The organism is Crocosphaera sp. UHCC 0190, assembly GCF_034932065.1.
Classification (GTDB): domain Bacteria; phylum Cyanobacteriota; class Cyanobacteriia; order Cyanobacteriales; family Microcystaceae; genus UHCC-0190.
Genome location: NZ_JAYGHP010000001.1, coordinates 143,937 through 161,814 on the forward strand (window position 1 = coordinate 143,937; position 17,878 = coordinate 161,814).

Sequence of the window (17,878 nt, forward strand, 5' to 3'; positions counted from 1 at the left end):
CTTACTTTTGTCTCGGTGGACGGGCAGTTGAAGAAGAGCGAATTGGCCCTAAAATCTGGTTAAGTTGCCTTAGCTGTTCAGGGGTTCCCATACAAATTAATAAGTCCCCGGCCATTAATTCTGTCTCTCCCGTGGGGCCCCCAATTAAAGTCCCATCAGACCGACGAATGGCTAAAACTAAGGACCCTGATTGAAGTCTCAGTCTTGCTTCACTCAAGCTTTGCCCCACACAAGGACAAGACTTGGGATCAAGCAGAAATTCTTCCATGTAGAAGGTGCGATCGGTTCCTGTTAAAATTCCATCCACAAAGTCCATCACTTGTGGCCGCAACGCCGCCGCCGCCAACCGTCTGCCCCCAGTAATATAGGGAGAGACAACCGCATCAGCCCCCGCTCTTTGTAATTTTAAGACGGCTTCCTCCGTACTCGCACGGGCGATCGCCCGAATTTTGGGGTTTAAAGTTTTGGCCGATAAAACCGTGTAGAGGTTTTCCGCATCGGAAGTTAAGGCAGAGACTAAACAAACGGCTTGATCGATTCTGGCATTGATCAAACATTCATCACGGGTAGCATCTCCTTGTATGACGATATAACCTAATTGTCCAGCTTCTTCGACTTGCTCAGGACGGGAATCTATAATAACAAAGGGGACTTCTTCGGCTGTGAATTCAACGGCCACTTGACGGGCCGTACGTCCAAACCCGCAAACGATACAATGGTTTTCTAAGGTGTCTATCAAGCGTCTCTCCTGTCGTTGTCGAATTCCTTCTTGAAAATAACCTTGAATTAAGGCTTCGGTTAATCGATTAACAATATAACCAATGGTAATCACTCCCATTAAAATTAAAGCAATGGTGAACAATCGAGATTTATCATCCAGGGGATGAACTTCCAAAAATCCTACCGTTGAGAGGGTGATCGTGGTCATATAAGCGGCTTCGATGATTGACCATTTTTCGATCAACCAATACCATAAGGTTCCCAGGCAAAAAACACCCCCTAGGGCGATCGCCCCACCGAATAATTCTTGTCGTAAACGTCGGTATTTTTCTTCAAAAGAATATAAGGTCATAGTGAAGTTAAATAATTTTCATGGCAAGATTTTTAGAAAATTTATTGATGGTTTTCCTCAATATTATATGTTCTTATAAATAAAGCAAAAATTTTGATGTTTTGCCCTCGAAAAAATCAGGTCAAATGATTTTGTAGACAGAGGCTAAACTGGCAATTTTAAGACTAACTTGCTTAAGATTAAGACGTGGTATTATTAGAATAATTTATCAGACCTATATTAGCGGTAAATACCTAAACAACTTAACAAACACAGTGCCATTCTATTTTTCAAGATTTTTGTCCCTAAGACTAGGCTAAAGGAGTCTGGGGGTTTATTATTAACACAGCAAGTATGCTATGTCGCAGATCACAGACGTTCCTAGTGTCCTTCATCCCCTAAGCTATGATAATAACATTCAGGAGATAAATAACATGACAGCGGAAAAGCTTGAAGCCAACGGTACTCAAACCCAAGAGACTGAAAAAGCAACCACCACCAGCAAAACGGCGACCCGCAGTACCCGTAGCCAAGAAAAACAACAAACCAGTGCCTTATCCGTCAAGGAAAAGACGAGCCAAACTGTCCAAGGTATCCAATTAATTATGGAACCTGGTCATCTTCCTGGAAACCGTCCTATTGAAGCGAGTCACCTCGACATCGTGAGTACCTATAAAGCCGTCGGTGGGAATCGTCCTGTGGTTGCTAGCAATATGGAAGTCGCCGGAACCTTGACCATTTCTGGGCAACGTCCCATTATGGCGAGTCATTTACACGTTAGTGAAACCTATACTGTAATGGGCAACCGTCCTGTTGCTTCTAATGACATTGATGATCCTGCTTTATTAATGGGATATCTTGATTAGTTAGATTGTTAGATTAATCTTATCAATACTTACTAAAAAGCCCCAGGTATCTTGCTAATATCTGGGGCTTTTGAAGATCATTTATTGATAACCATAAACCATTCTAAACACTCAATTTAAGTGCATTGACTGGTACATCATCCCATGATTCTACTGTTCTTAAACAAGCTATCCAACCTTCTTTTTTTTGGTCTTCTGTCAGGTTATTTAACCAAGTTTGATGACAGTCTTTTGCCGCTTTTTCATCATAGCAAGCAAGACAAGAATAGACAATTCCACAGGGATCGATTTGTTCATTTACCCAAATTATCATAATTGTTTATTTTCTGTTTTTAAATTATGATAACATGGACTCACACCTTGAAAAAAAGCTAAATCAACATCTACATATAGACTGAAGCCTGATATTATAGAAACCAAGTCTCCCAAGGGAGACTAAATTAAACCCGCGTAGGCGGGTTTTGTCTGTATAGCTTAACTCTTAAGAGTTTGAGCCTATATTTTTTAATAGTTTTACATCGTTGGTTCGGTGGAGTCAAACCAGCTATGGTTTACCAAGAAGCCTTTAGTAAAGGAACAATTAATTCGATGAGAAAACTTTATTTTTTAGTACCAGGAACAGGAAAAAAATTTGCTTGTGGAGGACTTTTTGCTGAATTAAAAGCGTTTAATTTAGCTCAACAAGTTTGTTCCTCAGCTATTGTTACCTATCGTCAACGAGAAACCGACAATCTTTTTTTAGACGATGTTCTTAAAACACAGGATTTAGATGATGTTATTTTTGTGATTAGTTGGGGTTTTGATGTTCCTAAATTGGCGGCTAAGTTAAAGCATTACAATGTGATTTATCACGCTCATAGTGCGGGTTATGGATTTAATTTACCTTCTAGTGTCCCGATTATAACTGTTAGTAGAAATACGATGGGTTATTGGGGACAAAAATCTCCTAATACTTTAATTTATTATTTACCGAATCAAATTTCTGATGAGTTTACCAACTTAAATTTACAGCGAGATATTGATGTTTTAATTCAAGCCAGAAAATCCTCTGAATATTTATTAAAACAGTTAATTCCTCGTTTACAAAAACACTGTAATGTTGTGGTAATTGATTCTTTTGTGGAAGATTTAGCCAAGATTTTTAATCAGTCTAAAGTCTATCTTTACGACTCAGCAGAATATTGGGCGCAACAGCGAGTTAGTGAAGGGTTTGGACTGCAACCGATGGAAGCTTTAGCCTGTGGTTGTCAAGTTTTTTCGAGTATTAATGGGGGACTTTCCGATTATTTAGATCCTGGATTTAATTGCCATAAAATTGCGGGTTATTCAACAGAATATGATGTACAACGTATTTTAAAAGCAGTACATTCATCAGAAAAATTAACCTTGTCACCCCAGGTTTTAGATGAATATCGCGGTGATAATATTATCAAACGATTAGAAATAATTCTAGATGATATTAATTTCTTTTTTGACCATAAATCTCAACATTTAGGGGATATTAAGGCTTTAACTCCCTTTAAAATACTTCAATTATTGTTAGGAAAAGCATGGAGAAAAATAATTAAATAGGAAGAATAGGAAAGTAAATATTCTCGATTTTTCAACGTTGATCGCCTATTAAATAAACATCTAAATGATTAATTATCCTGATTTAAGTAGACTTAATTTTGTGTCGCAAACTTGCTAAAAGTTTATTAAATTCACCGGGTAATGGGGCGATCGCTTCAATCTTTTCCTCCGTCACAGGATGGACTAAACTAAGTTTATAAGCGTGCAATGCTTGTCCTGATAAATTAACCCCAATAGAATGATTAGAACTATACAAAGGATCACCAACAATGGGATGACCAATATGACTACTATGTACCCTTATTTGATGAGTTCTTCCGGTTTCTAAGCGAAACTCTATTAATGTATAATTCCCTAATCTTTCTAAAGTTTTCCAATGGGTAACTGCTTCTCTTCCTCCTTTTTCTATGGGAACAACTGCCATTTTTTTCCGATCTACGGGATGACGGCCAATAGGTAAATTAATGATTCCGTTGTCGATTTTTTGCCCATCTTCCTGCTTATTAATTGGCACACCATAAACTACTCCTAAATACTCTCTTAGTGCCGTTTTCTGCTTAATTTGTGATTGTAAATGTTGATGAGAAAAATCTGTTTTTGCTACGACGATTGCCCCCGTGGTATCTTTGTCTAAACGGTGAACAATTCCAGGCCGTTTTACCCCTCCAATTCCTGCTAAATTAGAACAATGATATAATAGGGCATGAACGAGGGTTCCTGTCTCATGACCAGGGGCAGGATGTACCACTAACCCCGCAGGTTTATTAATAATAATTAGTTCATCATCTTCATATAAAATATCTAAGGGAATTGCTTCTGGTTCCAATGCTAAAGGTTGGGGAGAAGGAATAAAAATTTGTAGTATATCTCCTAATCTTACCTTGATTTTCTTGTTAGTACAAACTTCATTATTTAGGGTTATATTTCCCTGTTCAATCAGTTTTTGAAGATGGGAACGAGAGAGATCACAAAGATGTTGTGATAACCAAAGATCTAAGCGATCGCCTGGATCTTCTACAATTAATTTAATAGTCATGATAACTGAAAAATATATGCAGACAAAATCTGCCTACAAAGGTTTAATTTAGCCTCCGAAGGGAGGCTTTGTTTCCATAGTATCAGACTTCAGTCTATCTGTCGGTTTTGATTTAGCATGGCCAAGTTAGTACAAGCATCATAATTAACTTATTTAACGACCTCATGTAGATCGAAAATCCTGATTTTTTTGTCACCACAACCCGTTGCTATTCTCTGACAATTGGAATCAAAAGAAACGGAATAAACCTTATCAGTATGAGTAATTGTTGTAATTAATTCTCCTGTTTTAAAATCCCAAATTTTGAGGGTTTTATCTTTACTTCCACTGAATAACCATTGACCTTGAGAATCGATTGCTAATGAAGTAACTGAATCAGAATGTGCTATAATTGTTTTTAATTCTTGTTGAGTATCTACCTGCCAAATCTTAATAGTTTTATCTTTACTGCCACTCACTAATAATTTACCATCAGGACTAAAAACTAAACAATTAATTGCTGAAAACCATCCTGAATGTCCCGATAAAGTTCTTACTTCTTTTTCTAATAAATTCCATAGTTTAATAATTTTATCATTACCATCTCCAGAACTCGCTAAAGTTTGACCATCAGGACTAAAAACCACAGATAAAACACCATCATTATGACCTTGAAATGTATAAAGATGTTGATTTTCCGTGATCGACCACAACTTAACTGTTTTATCTTCCCCACCACTTGCTAATAGTTTACCATCAGGACTAAACGCCAGGGAATAAACTTTTTCGTCATTATTCATAAATTTCTTAACTTCTTTTCCCGTCTCTAATGACCATAATCTAATCGTTTTATCATCACTTGCACTTCCTAACAATTTGTAAGGGGAATTAAAAGCCACTGAATTAATATTAGCAAACCATTCAGAGTCTCCATGACCAGTCAACGTAATTTGTTTATTTTTTCCTAAATACCATAACTTAATGGTTTTGTCCTTACTGCCACTTGCTAAGACTTGACCATCAGCACTAAAAGCAACGGTTTTTACAGATTTAGTATGTCCTTCTAAAATCTTAGCACCAATTAAATTACCCATGATTAATAATCTCCTATAATATCTTGATCCTGTCTTAAGATACCCAGATTGTTGTTAAATACATCATTTATTACAAAAAAAAAGACATACTTTTAATATGCCTCTCAAATACAATTTAAAGACTAAATCAGTTAATTAACCGTTTTTTGATGACGAACTTCAATCACAGTATGAACATTGCCTCTAGGGTTAAAATCACCCTTTAGGGTTGCTTCTAAAGGTTCACAAGCTGCCACAAAATCATCAAGAATTTGATTAATCGACTCCTCATGGGAAATGTAGCGATCGCGGTAACTATTAATATACAATTTTAACGCCTTTAACTCCACCACTTTTTGATCTGGTACATAAGTCAGATAGAGAGTCGCAAAATCAGGATAACCAGAAAAAGGACATTTACAAGTAAATTCAGGTAAAGTCACCTGAATATCATAACGTCGGCCCACCCGTGGGTTAGGAAAGGTGATCATTTGCCCTTCTGCAATGTGACGTTCCCCATATTTCGTTGTAGAGGGATCAGACTGAGAGACTTGACTCATAACTAAGGTGTTCCTGGTGACAGTTTTCGTTAACTATTATGTCAAAAAATAAAAACAAAATAATTTTTTTCAAGGGAACCGATTACAGTTTTAATTAATAACAAAGCCCCAAACTCCGGATTGAGCAAAGATTGTAATAAGTTTAATCTCGCCAGTTTCCGTAAAAAACCGGATGGAGCATTGGGTAGGATTGGGTAGCATTAAGTAGAAGAAAGTTTACTGCCATTGAATCAATGGGACGTTTGAGACGCAGGATGTTTATGAATTGTTATACAAAGCGAATTTCAGCACTCTCCCTGGGTCTGGCTTTAACCCTTGTCACTACGGTTAAAGCCCAAGCATTAGACATCATTTTAGATCTAGGTTATAGCCTCACGGATACAACGGGAACAGAAAATGACCCGAATAGTGTTTTCACCTTCGGCATTGAGTTTACACCATCAGAAAATTTATTAATAGGCGGTTTAGGTGTATACGTTAAAGGAGGCGGCAGCAGTTTTCCCCAGGATGATGTTGATGTGGCCCGTTCCGTTGGGTTATGGCAAGTTAGTTCAGGCACTCTATTAGGGCAAGTTACCGTCAACCCAGGAAAAGATATTTGTCAAGATGATTTCTGCTTTGCCCGTCTCAATACCCCGATTAATATAATCAAAGATTTTGACTATCGAGTGGGAGTCTTTTATGAAGATAGTCAAATTGGAGATAAGTTATTGGGTTTCACTCCAAGTCAAATCAGTTTCGATTCTCGACTCACTTTAAATACAACAAGCACCTTTTACAATGATGCTACAACCTTAGCTTATCCTGAATTTGAAGATGATACATCATTTAGGGCCAGTGCCAATGTTGTCATTGGCCAAATCCCCCTACCGACAGAAATACCTGAACCTCAGTCCATAGCAGCGTTATTTTTGTTAGGGTTCGGTGCTTTACTCTCGAAGAAACTATAACTTAACATTCTTCGGCCAAAGGCAGCCAAATAATAAAGGTTGTTCCTCGGTTTCTTACTTGATTTGTCGGACTTAATAATTCAATTATTCCCCCCATCAGAGCCATTAATTCTTGAACAATGGCAAGTCCTAACCCCGTTCCTGGTATCTCCCCCTCAGCTTGTATCCCTCGATAATGTCGCTCAAAAATATGAGCTTGATCTTTTAAAGGAATGCCATAACCTGTATCTTCAATGGCAATGCCTTGATATATTTTTTCCCCTTCAACCCTCGATAATCCCAGCTTAATCTTCACTTGGCCAGGTTTTGGGGTATATTTAATCCCATTATCGATTAAGTTACTCAAAACTTCCCGTAGGGCCGAATCATTGCCCCAAACAGGGTGTAACTTCCCCACAATTTCTGATTGCACCTTAATTCCCTTCTCTTGAGCAATTGATTGGGCAGAAATAAGAATCGGTTCTAATATCTCCTGCAGCTTGATCTTTTTTAAGTTCATCCCTGTACTGGGTAAGGAAAGGGGCTGAGTATCAACAGAAGGGATACAATCTGTATTCAGGGTAATGAGATCCCTCTTGGTTGCGATCACTGCTTGATTTGTCTCAAATTCTTGGATTAATTCTTCTAAATGTTCGCTCTCTCTCACCATGTTCTCTATAATGGCGCGATTTTTGTCATTAGAGGTAAACCGCTTTAACAGTAGCTTCCCAAAAATCCGTAAGGCAGTAATGGGGTTACGAATCTGATGAAACAAATCATCGAGGCGATCATGTTCTTGTCGTTGCTGAATCTGTTGTTGTGTTAATTGTTGTTGATACCATCCTTGACGTTGATCTAAAAGACGTGCAATAGCCAAAGTTCTGGTTATTTTCTCGATTTGAGTCAACTCTTGTGGTTTCCAAGGCTTATTTTTCCGTCGAGTTACTAGCAAACCCACCATCATCTCTTGATGAATTAAGGGTAACACCAGTTGATAAGCCTCTGGACTATAGGGATTTTCAGCCCATTTCTTGGGTTTGCTCTCTCGGTTAGGAGGCAATGATTGGGAAATCTGAGAAAATTTAACTATTGGTAACGAAATCGAAGGAACAGACCCTGGCCAGTTCTCTGGTAAAGTAATTGAGGGAGTCTCCTCTGTTTGAATGGTGTCCGTTGGTGGATAAACCACAATGGGAATGAGATCCATTTGTTGACCCTCTTGCTCCGCCGTCAAATACACCGCACTCCAGTCTGCTTCTAGAGTTTGGTGCAACAAAGTGACCTGGGATTGACACAAGGTGATAAAGTCTTGACTAGGGGAAGGAACGCTCGCTGTCGAAGAAAACATAAGAATTGAACATCTTTTTATTGACTTTTGTTAAGAAAATAAAACTTTTGTAACAGTAAAATTACCTATAGATTTTGCCGATTTGCCAAAAATGCGGTTATAGCGGGAGTTCTCAAGATTATGAAAATTCACAACTTGGGGAGAGACACTTGATTTTTTGATATGAACCGGATATAATTGGCTCGGCTTTTGTAACTATGATTACAGTGTGTAGCCGAAATAGGAGGTAAAAGGGTTGGCCAGAAAACGCAAGCGTAAGAGTCGTCGTCGCCAAGAAGGGCGCAAAATTCTCGAACTTGTACCCCAGTATAATATTGAAAGCGGCGAGGATAAACCCGTAACCGCCGCCAGAAAATACATTCATGAAATAGGGATACAGCCCCCGGCTTTGTTAATTGTAAAACGAAACGAACACACCACCGACAGATATTTTTGGGCAGAAAAGGGTTTGTTCGGCGCCCAATATGTTGAAGAGAATCATTTCCTCTTCCCAAGTTTGAGAGAATTTCAGCCCCCAGTTCCGAGCAAAATTCCTGCCGTAGCTGGTTGATGACTACTCTAACAAGTTGCAGTCCCCCCAATTCCACGTTGGGGGGTTTCTGCGTTTAATGATTATACCTCAACTGATGGGTCTTAAAGCAAGTGCTTGTTGTAGTTGAATTAATTCATCGCGGTGGGCGATAACTGTGACGACACTACATTCCCCTAAAGCTGAGTCTGGAGTATTTTCCAGGGTTAGACAGATCTTTTCCCGTCGGCCAGCCTTTTTCCAATAAAAAACGCCAGCTAGGGGCGACAATAGCCCGATACCCAAAAATAAAGGGGTCAAGGGAGGATAAATAAAACATAAAACGAATCCCAAGCAGAGGAGTCCCACCGCCGCTAGGATACTCAAAAAAATGGCTAAAAACCAACTGGGACGCACAAACCCTTCAAATGTCATGGTTTCCTCTTGAGGATCTACGGCAGTCAAGTCATAGGCCCGTTGGGTAAAATAGGTTTGTAACTGCTCCAAAAGAGAGATTTTAGGCAATTGTGCCATTAATTTAACTTGTTGAGTCCGATCTTTGACAGAGGCGCGAATAAAGAAAAATAAGCCAACCATCAATAAAAGTGTCAAAAAAAACGTTGAGCTAAGAATAGGAGCATTCACAGGGGTTTTCTTTAGGGCTGTTAAACTTGAATATTGTAGCTTTTATTAACTTATTCTGCCCATTGACGTAACAAATTAGCATGGGTTTTAGCCAGTAAATCAAATTCCATTGTCTTTCCCTCTTTCGCAAAAATAGCACGACGTACCGTATCAATATCAAACAAAATTTCTCGTTTGATCGGATCTCGGATTAAACTCTGAATCCATCCTACTACAACTAATCTGCTGCCTGTGATCACAGGTTCAACCCGATGTAAAAACGAGGCAGGATAGAGCAGAATTGAGCCTGGGGCTAGTTTATAACTCAGATCTCCTTCCGGTTTTTCAATGACTAATTCTCCCCCCTCATAGCGATCGGGAGAACTAAGAAATAAGGTAAAAGAAACATCAGAACGAAAAAATTGTTGACCCCCCATCAAAGCATTGTCTGTATGACTGCCATAGGCCATTCCCACTTCATAACGGCTAAATCGTAGGGAGTGGATGTATTTAGGGTTAATAGCCAGTTTAAACAACAAATGACGGCTCAGGGCATTGATCACTAAATTTTGTAACTCAGCCGCTTGAGGTGCCGTTTTCTCAAGTTGGGTATTCTGTTTCACTAATTGAGCGTGCCATCCCGCCGTGGTTTTACCATCCACAAAATTCCCTTGGGATAACCCGTCAATCAACCTTTGGAGTTCTTTGGGAGTGAGAATGGCATCAATGGTCAAAATCATCTCAAATTGTAGTGTTTAGGGTTTATCATTACCTATTATCCCAAAGAGTAGGGGATTTCATAAGATAAATTTATTGGTAATTTTAGGAACTTCTATTTAGAATGTAGGCTTTAGGCAAGATTACTTGAGGAAAATGGTAATGAACTTCAAAGCTGTTCAATTGTTGATTGCTCTTGGTTTAATGACAACCCTAGGTGCTTGTGGCGGTGGTGGCGAAAAACCTGCTGATTCAGGTACAACAGGAGAAACGACTGAACAAGCGGCTCCTGATGGTGCTGCTTCCCCTGAAGCCCCTGCTTCCCCTAATTAAATGATTAAAACGTCTGCTTAAAACTTAAGCATTAAACAAGATTAGTTGAGGAAAACGAGAATGAATTCTAAATCTGTTCAATTATTGCTGGCTCTTGGTTTAGTGACAACCCTAGGTGCTTGTGGCGGTGGCGGCGGTGATACCCCTGCTGATTCAGGTACAACGGGAGAAACGACTGAACAAGCGGCTCCTGATGGTGCTGCTTCCCCTGAAGCCCCTGCTTCCCCTGATGGTGCTGCTTCCCCCGAAGGTGGCGAAGGTGGCGAAGGTTAATAAGATCCTAACCTAACCAAAAGCTGTTGGCTCGTTTCAGATCAAGTTTCTGAGATACCAACAGCTTTCACATTATTTAATTGTCACAAAAAATCTACTTGCTACCGACCTTAACTTGAATGGCACTAAAGAGGGGAGTTCTGAATTTGACTAGGAGAATCAAACTTAGGATATGAATTAACCAATGGGAAATCACTAGCCCCCAGATGAGACAGGCCAAGGCACTGGCCACCGCTAGAACCCCAAAAATATCATTTTCTGTGCGTTGATACCAGAGAACACTCCCAAGGGCAGTGATCAAAAATAAGAGGGGGAAAATGGGGAGCATCATAGCGATTACCTTTTAGTCTTTGGGGTGGGCAAGGAGTTTAAGGAATGGCTGGTTGAGGTTCATTCCTGGACTTGTGTTTTTTTTACGATAACATTCCCCTCCTCAAAAAATGGGTAATATAAATTACTTAGCCGCGATATTGTAAAAAATCTTTGCATAACTTAAACATCGCCCCGATCAAACCCTCCAAATGAGTCCATTTTTGTTAACAAGTGTTGAGGGGATCAGTCAGTTTTAGGCATTTATCTCTAGGGTGAAGATTTAATTTATCTCAAGAACTCAACCAACCAATTTTTGAGGTGAAGGGTTGCCAGACAATCATCCTCATTGTAACGCAAAATAGAAGCCAAGAAAGTGCGATTGCCTGTCTTTAACCACTGGTCATACCAGCAAACGCATTGATCCCCGCCCATACCAGGGTCACGCCAATGAAATCCTAACCAGTTAGCTAAGGACTTTAGGGAATAACTTTCTACTGGGAAAATTACGCAGGTAATTACACAGCGATGAAGGTCAATAAAACGGGAGATTAAACCTTCTATTTGCTTAGGGGGAGTTTGATATAAGTTTCCTAAGCGTTTTATGGTTTCAACTTCGTATTCTGAGAAGTGAAAAATTGGGGCATTTTCATAAGTATTAACCAGGTGAAGAAATTGCTGCCAAACTTTTTCTTCATCTTCGGGGGTTTCCGCTAAAAATGGGTAAAATGTCTGCTCTTGGGTCAAACGGTTAACCACCACTACCCCTAATAAATAGTCCAAATTGCGTTCGGGTTCTGCTTCTATGTCAAAATAGAGTTCAACGGGGTGGTTAAACAGAATTTCGGGACGATGACGCGGTATTAGGGTGCGATGGATAGCCCGATTTTCTACAATGGCCTGGGCTTGCTGTTGCAATTGAGTCCCTATCTCTTTTCCCATCACTTCTCCCATACTGCTTGGAGAAGCTTCGGCCAACAATTCTACTGTAATTAAACCCATCTGTTGAAGGGAGTGATAGCGACTTGGAGTAACTCCTGGAACTAAGGATAAATGTTGTTGAGATTGGGCGATCGCGTAACAATGATCATACCAATTACATAAATTACAGCGTTGACGAGAGATAAAGACTTCAGGCTCCTGGCCGTTACCAAGCATTATGACACATTGTTCTAAAGTAGACTGTAACCTAGGCAACCATTGGATTAAATCAACTTCATAATGTTTTTGGGGACGCAAAACCATGACAGGGTTAGGGGGTAGGGTATCTTGAAGAATTCCTAACAGATAAGCATAAAAAGTAGCAACAATTTTGTATTCTGGTTTGGGACGACGGCCTAAATGAATACTAATAGGATAATATGACCAATCTCCGAATTTTGATTGACCGGGTTGTTTAATTAATAAATGGGGTTTCCCTAGATAATCATAAGGGGAATCTTTTTCTGATAGCAATAATATCCCCTGATAGATACAATTAACTCCTTGCTGCATTAATGTTTCTGTTGCCTCTGCTTTTTCTCTCCAAGAGGGGCCAGTGGGGTTGGGTTTTTGGTAATGGGGATAAAATGTTTCTAATACGGAGGCAACATGAAGCTGATTTTCGTGGCGTAGTTTTAAGAGAAAATCTCGCTCAGGGTTACGTTGTGTAATATCACCATGTACATTAAGAAAGGAACGACGGGAACATCTTTTATAATCGAGTAGCAGGACATCAGTAATTAGCATTCTGGGGTTAAATATACAGTGGGATGGTTATTAGGGTATCGATGGATTGGTTAAAATTATATCTTTATATTAATATGAGATTGAATAATCTCTTTTAAAGCAACTTTTAAAACCTCTTGACTTTGGAGATTATGGTTTAAAATGATTGTTCCTTTACTTAAATTTTTATCTTCATCATTTTTTAAGTCAAGACTAGCCAAGATAATATATGTTATGACAGTTTCTAAGACCTTCTTGTATCAGATAAAGAAATAATGTTATTATAATGATAACTCGTCCCCTAAAATTTCTCAACATTTCCGACTCATTAAAGAATGATTGATACTCAAGCGTTTCCGTCCCAAGTCGAAGAGCAAAGACAAGAGTTCCCTGGACTCATGAGCAAAGTTTACTTTAATTTTGGGGGACAAGGAACCTTGCCCCGTTCAGGTTTAGAAGCGATTATTGATGCTCATAAATTGTTACAACAACAAGGGCCATTTTCTCTGAAAGTGAATGCTTGGATTACCCAAAAAGTTGAAATACTGAGACAAGATATTGCCAATGAATTCAGTGTTTCTGCTGCTACAATTACCTTAACTGAAAATGTTACATCTGGCTGTAATATTGTTTTGTGGGGAATCGATTGGCAAGAAGGTGATCGCCTTTTAATGACTGATTGTGAACATCCTGGAGTCATTGCTATTGTTCAAGAAATTTCTCGTCGCTTTGGGGTAGAAATTGATATTTGTCCCATTTTAAATACTCTCAATGAAGGTGATCCCGTAGCCGTTATTGAACAGCATTTAACCCCCAAAACAAGATTAGTATTATTAAGTAATTTACTGTGGAATACGGGACAGGTTTTACCCTTAACAGAAATCGTCAATCTTTGTCATAATTATCCTCATAGCGATCGCCCGATTTCTGTATTAGTAGATGCGGCCCAATCTGCGGGATCTTTAGGGTTAAACTTAGCAGAAACTGGGGTAGATTTTTATGCTTTTACCGGTCATAAATGGTTCTGTGGCCCCGCAGGAGTTGGGGGACTTTATATCCGTCCCGAAAGTTTTGAATCATTGCATCCTACCTTTATTGGTTGGCGTGGGATTGATCAGGACGAAAAAGGGCAACCCATAGGGTGGAAAGCAGATGGGAGAAGGTTTGAAGTCGCTACTTCTGCTTATCCTCAATATGAAGGATTAAGGGCCGCGATCGCTGTCCATCAAGACTGGGGAAACCCAAAAAGACGTTATCTACAAATTTGCGAATTAAGTGAATATTTATGGCAAAATTTAGCTAAGATTGAAGGAGTAAACTGTTTAAAAAGTTCTCCCCCAGAAGCGGGATTAGTGTCTTTTCAAGTTGATAAAAATATCAGTCATGGAGCTATTGTTCAACAATTAGAAAATCAAGGCTTTTTATTGAGAACAATTCGTGATCCTGACTGTATTCGTGCCTGTGTTCATTATTTCACCCTTCCGGCAGAAATTGAGCAGTTAGTTGGGGCTATTCAAGGAATTATTTAGGTAGGAATCAGGCAAAAGGCCATGGTAGGGGCGAACGGCCGTTCGCCCCTAGGAATTTATCGACAACCTAAACTATCTCTAGTTGATACTCCCGTGACGGGGTTAACTCCTGCAGCTTTTTCACACATCAAAGCAACTTGATAACGATCAATCACTGCATTGCTAAAATCTGCCCCGGTAATAATGGCATCATAAAATCGAGTCCGAGTGGCGATCGCATCAACAAAAATGGCATTAGTTAAATCAGCAAAATCAAATGTCACCCGATCCACCAAAGATCCCGTGAGATTAGCATCTTTAAGATTTGCCTTTAACATGACCCCTTCCGTCAAAATAGAATAGGAAAGGTTTGACCCCTCAAAAGTTGTTTCCCGCATATTAGCAGAGGCAAAAACGCCCCCTTCCAAATCTTTGTGGGAGAAATCTTGTTGTTGTAACTCTGCGTAGGTATAGTTAACGGTTTTTTCTTGGGCGATCGCCGGATGAGCATCGAGTAAAATCCAGAAGGTGGCCAATAAAAGTAAGCTAATTATGGTTAAAAACCGCCACCCTAATGCTTTAAGCTGTTTCATTAATTCGTATCTAAATCTTGAGGTTGTTTAAGGAAACTGTCTCCTAATACTAAATCCTTAGCATCTAAACCAATGCGTAGGGTTAGCTGAGAATCGATGTCTCCGGTAGATGATGCTTCTACTCTACCTGTCCCCAAAGCGGTTTGCAAGTAATTAGCGGCTTCTAAGTCTCCCTGTTGTACCACAATTTCCGTTTCCCGTAATAATTGGGGGGCATCGGAAATGGTATAAACGTTACGAAAATTCTGCTGAATGAGATATTCTTTAACTTGGTTAACTAACCCTGGATCATCTGTTGCATTTTGGATGGCAATTCTCACACGGTTAGGAGAAAGACGACGGGTAGACTGCCATTGGGGGGCAATACCGAAATATTCTTGCATAACTTTATCCCGTCCCGTTTCCGATAATACCCAATAGCTACGGTTATCAAATTCCTCTGCTTGACTAAACCTTCCTGGTAACATCACCATTTGTACCTTTTCTCGGTCTAATTGTCGCCCAAAATTGACTAAAGCCAGCATTTCTTCCCAAGTCAAATTAGTATCAATATGTTTCTCTAGCAGTCCCAAAGCTTGGGGAATATGAGGTAAAATAGTGGGGCTAGTTACCCTTTCTCTTAGGGCTTGGAGTAAAACTTGTTGTCGTTGGACTCGGCCAATATCTCCATAACCATCTTTACGAAATCGGGCAAATTGTTCTGCTTGTTCTCCACTCAGAATTTGTTTTCCTGGGGCTAAGTCTATCTTTAAATTCTGAGTCTTGTCTTCATATTGCATCTCCTGGGGAACAAAGACTTCCACTCCCCCCACTAAATCAACTAATTCTTTAAACGCATCTGTTGTCACACGAACATAGCGATCAACAGGAATATCATTCAGGGTTTTGCTAAGAACTCTAGCGGTTAAGGCAGGGCCACCATGGACATTGGCATCATTAATTTTAGTGTAACCTACCCCTGGAATATCAACCCGACTATCCCTAGGAACAGAAAGCATTTTAACGGAATTATCGGTAGGATCAAACCTTAGCAATAAAATGGTATCACTACGCCCTCTAAACCCCTCTAAACTGCCAGGAGGGGCATCTAATACCCGATCAATACCTAACACTAACAGATTAACAGGGCGAGAGAGACGATATTGAAACAGGGAGTTACTACCAACTGACACAGGGTTAGTCTGGGACTCAGTATCATCCCCAGCAGTTTGCCAAGGCATTTTGACTTGTTCCATTAAGGGTAAAAGAGTCTCTGAGAGGGGACTAAACAGGGTAATGGTTGCCCCAACGGTAGCAGAAAGGGCCGCAGTACAACTAAAGGTCATTCCCCATAACAGTCCTCGAAAAAAGGGGGATAGTCCTTTCTTTTTAGCTTGTTTGTTCGCAATTGCTTTTCTGGGAAGCGTCGATGAAGATTTCTGTTGTCCAGAGGCTGATTTTCCTGAAAAACCCGAACCCGTAGACACCCTTTCCACACTATTTGCCATGTTTAACCTCAACCACCACAAACCGCCCTAATACCATTACAATTACCCACGGTATCGCACTAGCTCCTTTAGAAGTTGAATTCGGTTAAAAAGTTCCGATAACTTTTGCTTAACTGGGTTAAATTTAGACTCTGTAGGGGCAATGTCCCCCTGCTTGCCCTAAAACTGTTTATTAAACGGAGATTTAAGATACTATTAATTTCGTATAAGTTTGTAGTAAGGTCTTGAGCATCAAAAGGGTTTACTACAAACCGAAAAGGGCGTAAACCTTGCACCCCTACCAGACTTTTAGCTGAACATTTTATTGATAAACAGTTTCTAATGTTTGAATCTTGGCATAAACTTCCCCATTGGTTACGATTAAGTATTAGTTTTCCTCTCTTGTTCCTCAATGGTTGGTTACTGGTTATTTTAATTAGTTATCTCGAACCTCTGGGAACTATTTTGACAACGGCAACTCTCTTGGCTTTTTTGGTGGATTTTCCTATTCGTCTTTTAGAAAAGCGAGGGGTTAGACGAGGACTGGCAACAGCTTTTGTTTTGTTTATGGTATTGATTATTATTGGTCTAATTTCTTTTATTTTTATTCCAATTATTATTGAACAATTAAGTCAACTTTTAAAGAGTTTTCCTCAATGGCTTGAGTCTGGCAATCAGCAGTTAGAATCGATGAAACAATGGGCGATCGCTAAAAGAGTACCGATTGATTTTCAGGAAATTATTGGTCAGTTAGCTGAAAGGTTATCCAACCTTATAAAATCTTTAGGAGATCAAGTTTTAGGGTTCGTTGGGGGAACAATTGGCACGGTTATTAATCTGTTATTTATTTTCGTGTTAACGGTGTTTTTAGTGTTAATGGGAGAACAAGTTTGGGCGGGTTTATTTAGTTGGCTTCCTCAACCTTGGGATCTGCAAATTCGGGACTCTTTAAGAACAACCTTTGAAAAATATTTTGCCACTCAAGCCATTTTAGCAGGAATTGTCAGTGTGGCCCAAACCATTGTATTTTTAATTTTACAGGTTCCCTATGCTTTATTATTTGGCTTTGCCATTGGTATTGCAACTTTAATTCCTTATACCAGTGGTTTTGTTATTTTGCTTATTAGTTGTTTATTGATGTTTCAAGATTTAAAATTAGGACTAACTGCCTTGATTTTAACCCTGATTGTGGGTCAAATTAATGATAATATACTTTCGCCAAAATTAATGGGAGGAATGACGGGTTTAAATCCAGTTTGGATTATTATTTCTTTATTTATTGGGGGAAGATTTGCCGGAATCTTAGGATTATTAGTTGCAGTTCCTTTAGCTAGTGTCATTAAAACGACTATCGAGACATTACGTTATCCTCCTGATGTTTATGAGGAAGAAAATATATCCAAACTTGGTCAATGATCAAAAGCAA

Annotated in this window: 20 protein-coding genes; 8 read left to right on the forward strand and 12 right to left on the reverse strand. The window is 39.4% G+C overall.

Annotation, left to right across the window (positions count from 1 at the left end; translation table 11 throughout):
* Position 1: 1 nt before the first annotated feature.
* Positions 2-1,072 (reverse strand): potassium channel protein, encoded by a 1,071-nt coding sequence (locus VB715_RS00735; RefSeq protein WP_323299281.1) that lies wholly within the window; start codon positions 1,070-1,072, stop codon positions 2-4.
* A gap of 413 nt (positions 1,073-1,485) precedes the next feature.
* Between VB715_RS00735 and VB715_RS00740 the strand changes: the two genes are divergently transcribed.
* The gene (locus VB715_RS00740) at positions 1,486-1,917 is read left to right on the forward strand and encodes a hypothetical protein (protein ID WP_323299282.1); all 432 of its coding nucleotides are present in this window, start codon (positions 1,486-1,488) and stop codon (positions 1,915-1,917) included.
* Between the two features lie 103 nt (positions 1,918-2,020).
* Here VB715_RS00740 and VB715_RS00745 read toward each other — a convergent pair whose 3' ends face one another.
* Positions 2,021-2,230, reverse strand: a complete 210-nt coding sequence (locus VB715_RS00745; RefSeq protein ID WP_323299283.1) for a glycogen debranching protein — start codon at positions 2,228-2,230, stop codon at positions 2,021-2,023.
* Positions 2,231-2,505: 275 nt separating this feature from the next.
* Here VB715_RS00745 and VB715_RS00750 point away from each other — a divergent pair, with 275 nt between their 5' ends.
* The gene (locus VB715_RS00750; RefSeq protein WP_323299725.1) at positions 2,506-3,489 is read left to right on the forward strand and encodes a glycosyltransferase; all 984 of its coding nucleotides are present in this window, start codon (positions 2,506-2,508) and stop codon (positions 3,487-3,489) included.
* A gap of 82 nt (positions 3,490-3,571) precedes the next feature.
* Here VB715_RS00750 and VB715_RS00755 read toward each other — a convergent pair whose 3' ends face one another.
* The 3 genes from VB715_RS00755 to queF form a co-directional block, all read right to left on the reverse strand.
* Positions 3,572-4,525 carry an RluA family pseudouridine synthase gene (locus VB715_RS00755; protein WP_323299284.1) on the reverse strand — a complete coding sequence of 318 codons (954 nt, stop codon included), beginning with the start codon at positions 4,523-4,525 and terminating at the stop codon, positions 3,572-3,574.
* A 149-nt stretch (positions 4,526-4,674) separates the two neighbouring features.
* The gene (locus VB715_RS00760) at positions 4,675-5,598 is read right to left on the reverse strand and encodes a WD40 repeat domain-containing protein (RefSeq protein WP_323299285.1); all 924 of its coding nucleotides are present in this window, start codon (positions 5,596-5,598) and stop codon (positions 4,675-4,677) included.
* Positions 5,599-5,729: 131 nt separating this feature from the next.
* Positions 5,730-6,137 (reverse strand): preQ(1) synthase, encoded by a 408-nt coding sequence (gene queF / locus VB715_RS00765; protein WP_323299286.1) that lies wholly within the window; start codon positions 6,135-6,137, stop codon positions 5,730-5,732.
* Positions 6,138-6,397: 260 nt separating this feature from the next.
* On the opposite strand from queF, the gene VB715_RS00770 reads away from it, so the two are divergent.
* A complete protein-coding gene (locus VB715_RS00770; protein ID WP_323299287.1) occupies positions 6,398-7,087 on the forward strand; it encodes a hypothetical protein in 690 nt (229 codons plus the stop codon).
* A 1-nt stretch (position 7,088) separates the two neighbouring features.
* Here the strand turns inward: VB715_RS00770 and VB715_RS00775 are convergent, their stop codons facing one another.
* Positions 7,089-8,414: a GAF domain-containing sensor histidine kinase gene (locus VB715_RS00775; RefSeq protein WP_323299288.1), complete on the reverse strand. Its 1,326-nt coding sequence runs from the start codon at positions 8,412-8,414 to the stop codon at positions 7,089-7,091.
* A 235-nt stretch (positions 8,415-8,649) separates the two neighbouring features.
* Between VB715_RS00775 and VB715_RS00780 the strand changes: the two genes are divergently transcribed.
* Positions 8,650-8,964 (forward strand): DUF3155 domain-containing protein, encoded by a 315-nt coding sequence (locus VB715_RS00780; RefSeq protein ID WP_323299289.1) that lies wholly within the window; start codon positions 8,650-8,652, stop codon positions 8,962-8,964.
* Positions 8,965-9,033: 69 nt separating this feature from the next.
* On the opposite strand, the gene VB715_RS00785 is transcribed toward VB715_RS00780, so the two are convergent.
* Positions 9,034-9,567 carry a cofactor assembly of complex C subunit B gene (locus tag VB715_RS00785; RefSeq protein ID WP_323299290.1) on the reverse strand — a complete coding sequence of 178 codons (534 nt, stop codon included), beginning with the start codon at positions 9,565-9,567 and terminating at the stop codon, positions 9,034-9,036.
* 50 nt (positions 9,568-9,617) lie between these two features.
* Positions 9,618-10,286, reverse strand: a complete 669-nt coding sequence (locus VB715_RS00790; protein WP_323299291.1) for a Fe2+-dependent dioxygenase — start codon at positions 10,284-10,286, stop codon at positions 9,618-9,620.
* 139 nt (positions 10,287-10,425) lie between these two features.
* On the opposite strand from VB715_RS00790, the gene VB715_RS00795 reads away from it, so the two are divergent.
* A complete protein-coding gene (locus tag VB715_RS00795; protein ID WP_323299292.1) occupies positions 10,426-10,596 on the forward strand; it encodes a hypothetical protein in 171 nt (56 codons plus the stop codon).
* A gap of 60 nt (positions 10,597-10,656) precedes the next feature.
* Positions 10,657-10,869, forward strand: a complete 213-nt coding sequence (locus tag VB715_RS00800) for a hypothetical protein (RefSeq protein ID WP_323299293.1) — start codon at positions 10,657-10,659, stop codon at positions 10,867-10,869.
* A gap of 94 nt (positions 10,870-10,963) precedes the next feature.
* Here VB715_RS00800 and VB715_RS00805 read toward each other — a convergent pair whose 3' ends face one another.
* On the reverse strand, positions 10,964-11,200 hold the full coding sequence (locus VB715_RS00805) for a hypothetical protein (protein ID WP_323299294.1): 237 nt from the start codon (positions 11,198-11,200) through the stop codon (positions 10,964-10,966).
* A gap of 266 nt (positions 11,201-11,466) precedes the next feature.
* The gene (locus tag VB715_RS00810; protein ID WP_323299295.1) at positions 11,467-12,906 is read right to left on the reverse strand and encodes a TM0106 family RecB-like putative nuclease; all 1,440 of its coding nucleotides are present in this window, start codon (positions 12,904-12,906) and stop codon (positions 11,467-11,469) included.
* Between the two features lie 314 nt (positions 12,907-13,220).
* On the opposite strand from VB715_RS00810, the gene VB715_RS00815 reads away from it, so the two are divergent.
* On the forward strand, positions 13,221-14,414 hold the full coding sequence (locus VB715_RS00815) for an aminotransferase class V-fold PLP-dependent enzyme (RefSeq protein ID WP_323299296.1): 1,194 nt from the start codon (positions 13,221-13,223) through the stop codon (positions 14,412-14,414).
* A gap of 56 nt (positions 14,415-14,470) precedes the next feature.
* Here VB715_RS00815 and VB715_RS00820 read toward each other — a convergent pair whose 3' ends face one another.
* Both VB715_RS00820 and VB715_RS00825 read right to left on the reverse strand, forming a co-directional pair.
* Positions 14,471-14,986 (reverse strand): pentapeptide repeat-containing protein, encoded by a 516-nt coding sequence (locus VB715_RS00820; protein ID WP_323299297.1) that lies wholly within the window; start codon positions 14,984-14,986, stop codon positions 14,471-14,473.
* Entirely contained in the window at positions 14,986-16,473 is a 1,488-nt protein-coding gene (locus tag VB715_RS00825; protein WP_323299298.1) for an LCP family protein, read from the reverse strand. The genes VB715_RS00820 and VB715_RS00825 overlap by 1 nt, the downstream gene beginning before the upstream one ends.
* Positions 16,474-16,794: 321 nt before the next feature.
* Here VB715_RS00825 and VB715_RS00830 point away from each other — a divergent pair, with 321 nt between their 5' ends.
* The gene (locus VB715_RS00830; protein ID WP_323299299.1) at positions 16,795-17,868 is read left to right on the forward strand and encodes an AI-2E family transporter; all 1,074 of its coding nucleotides are present in this window, start codon (positions 16,795-16,797) and stop codon (positions 17,866-17,868) included.
* The last annotated feature ends 10 nt before the right edge of the window (positions 17,869-17,878 follow it).

What these genes read in the sequence shown, in the direction of transcription:
- VB715_RS00800 (WP_323299293.1), top strand. Translation starts at nt 10,657, where the DNA reads ATGAATTCTAAATCTGTTCAATTATTGCTGGCTCTTGGTTTAGTGACA.
- VB715_RS00805 (WP_323299294.1), bottom strand. Translation starts at nt 11,200, where the DNA reads ATGATGCTCCCCATTTTCCCCCTCTTATTTTTGATCACTGCCCTTGGG.
- VB715_RS00755 (WP_323299284.1), bottom strand. Translation starts at nt 4,525, where the DNA reads ATGACTATTAAATTAATTGTAGAAGATCCAGGCGATCGCTTAGATCTT.
- VB715_RS00810 (WP_323299295.1), bottom strand. Translation starts at nt 12,906, where the DNA reads ATGCTAATTACTGATGTCCTGCTACTCGATTATAAAAGATGTTCCCGT.
- VB715_RS00740 (WP_323299282.1), top strand. Translation starts at nt 1,486, where the DNA reads ATGACAGCGGAAAAGCTTGAAGCCAACGGTACTCAAACCCAAGAGACT.
- VB715_RS00830 (WP_323299299.1), top strand. Translation starts at nt 16,795, where the DNA reads ATGTTTGAATCTTGGCATAAACTTCCCCATTGGTTACGATTAAGTATT.
- VB715_RS00795 (WP_323299292.1), top strand. Translation starts at nt 10,426, where the DNA reads ATGAACTTCAAAGCTGTTCAATTGTTGATTGCTCTTGGTTTAATGACA.
- VB715_RS00825 (WP_323299298.1), bottom strand. Translation starts at nt 16,473, where the DNA reads ATGGCAAATAGTGTGGAAAGGGTGTCTACGGGTTCGGGTTTTTCAGGA.
- VB715_RS00735 (WP_323299281.1), bottom strand. Translation starts at nt 1,072, where the DNA reads ATGACCTTATATTCTTTTGAAGAAAAATACCGACGTTTACGACAAGAA.
- queF (WP_323299286.1), bottom strand. Translation starts at nt 6,137, where the DNA reads ATGAGTCAAGTCTCTCAGTCTGATCCCTCTACAACGAAATATGGGGAA.
- VB715_RS00770 (WP_323299287.1), top strand. Translation starts at nt 6,398, where the DNA reads ATGAATTGTTATACAAAGCGAATTTCAGCACTCTCCCTGGGTCTGGCT.
- VB715_RS00790 (WP_323299291.1), bottom strand. Translation starts at nt 10,286, where the DNA reads ATGATTTTGACCATTGATGCCATTCTCACTCCCAAAGAACTCCAAAGG.
- VB715_RS00815 (WP_323299296.1), top strand. Translation starts at nt 13,221, where the DNA reads ATGATTGATACTCAAGCGTTTCCGTCCCAAGTCGAAGAGCAAAGACAA.
- VB715_RS00760 (WP_323299285.1), bottom strand. Translation starts at nt 5,598, where the DNA reads ATGGGTAATTTAATTGGTGCTAAGATTTTAGAAGGACATACTAAATCT.
- VB715_RS00820 (WP_323299297.1), bottom strand. Translation starts at nt 14,986, where the DNA reads ATGAAACAGCTTAAAGCATTAGGGTGGCGGTTTTTAACCATAATTAGC.
- VB715_RS00750 (WP_323299725.1), top strand. Translation starts at nt 2,506, where the DNA reads ATGAGAAAACTTTATTTTTTAGTACCAGGAACAGGAAAAAAATTTGCT.
- VB715_RS00745 (WP_323299283.1), bottom strand. Translation starts at nt 2,230, where the DNA reads ATGATAATTTGGGTAAATGAACAAATCGATCCCTGTGGAATTGTCTAT.
- VB715_RS00775 (WP_323299288.1), bottom strand. Translation starts at nt 8,414, where the DNA reads ATGTTTTCTTCGACAGCGAGCGTTCCTTCCCCTAGTCAAGACTTTATC.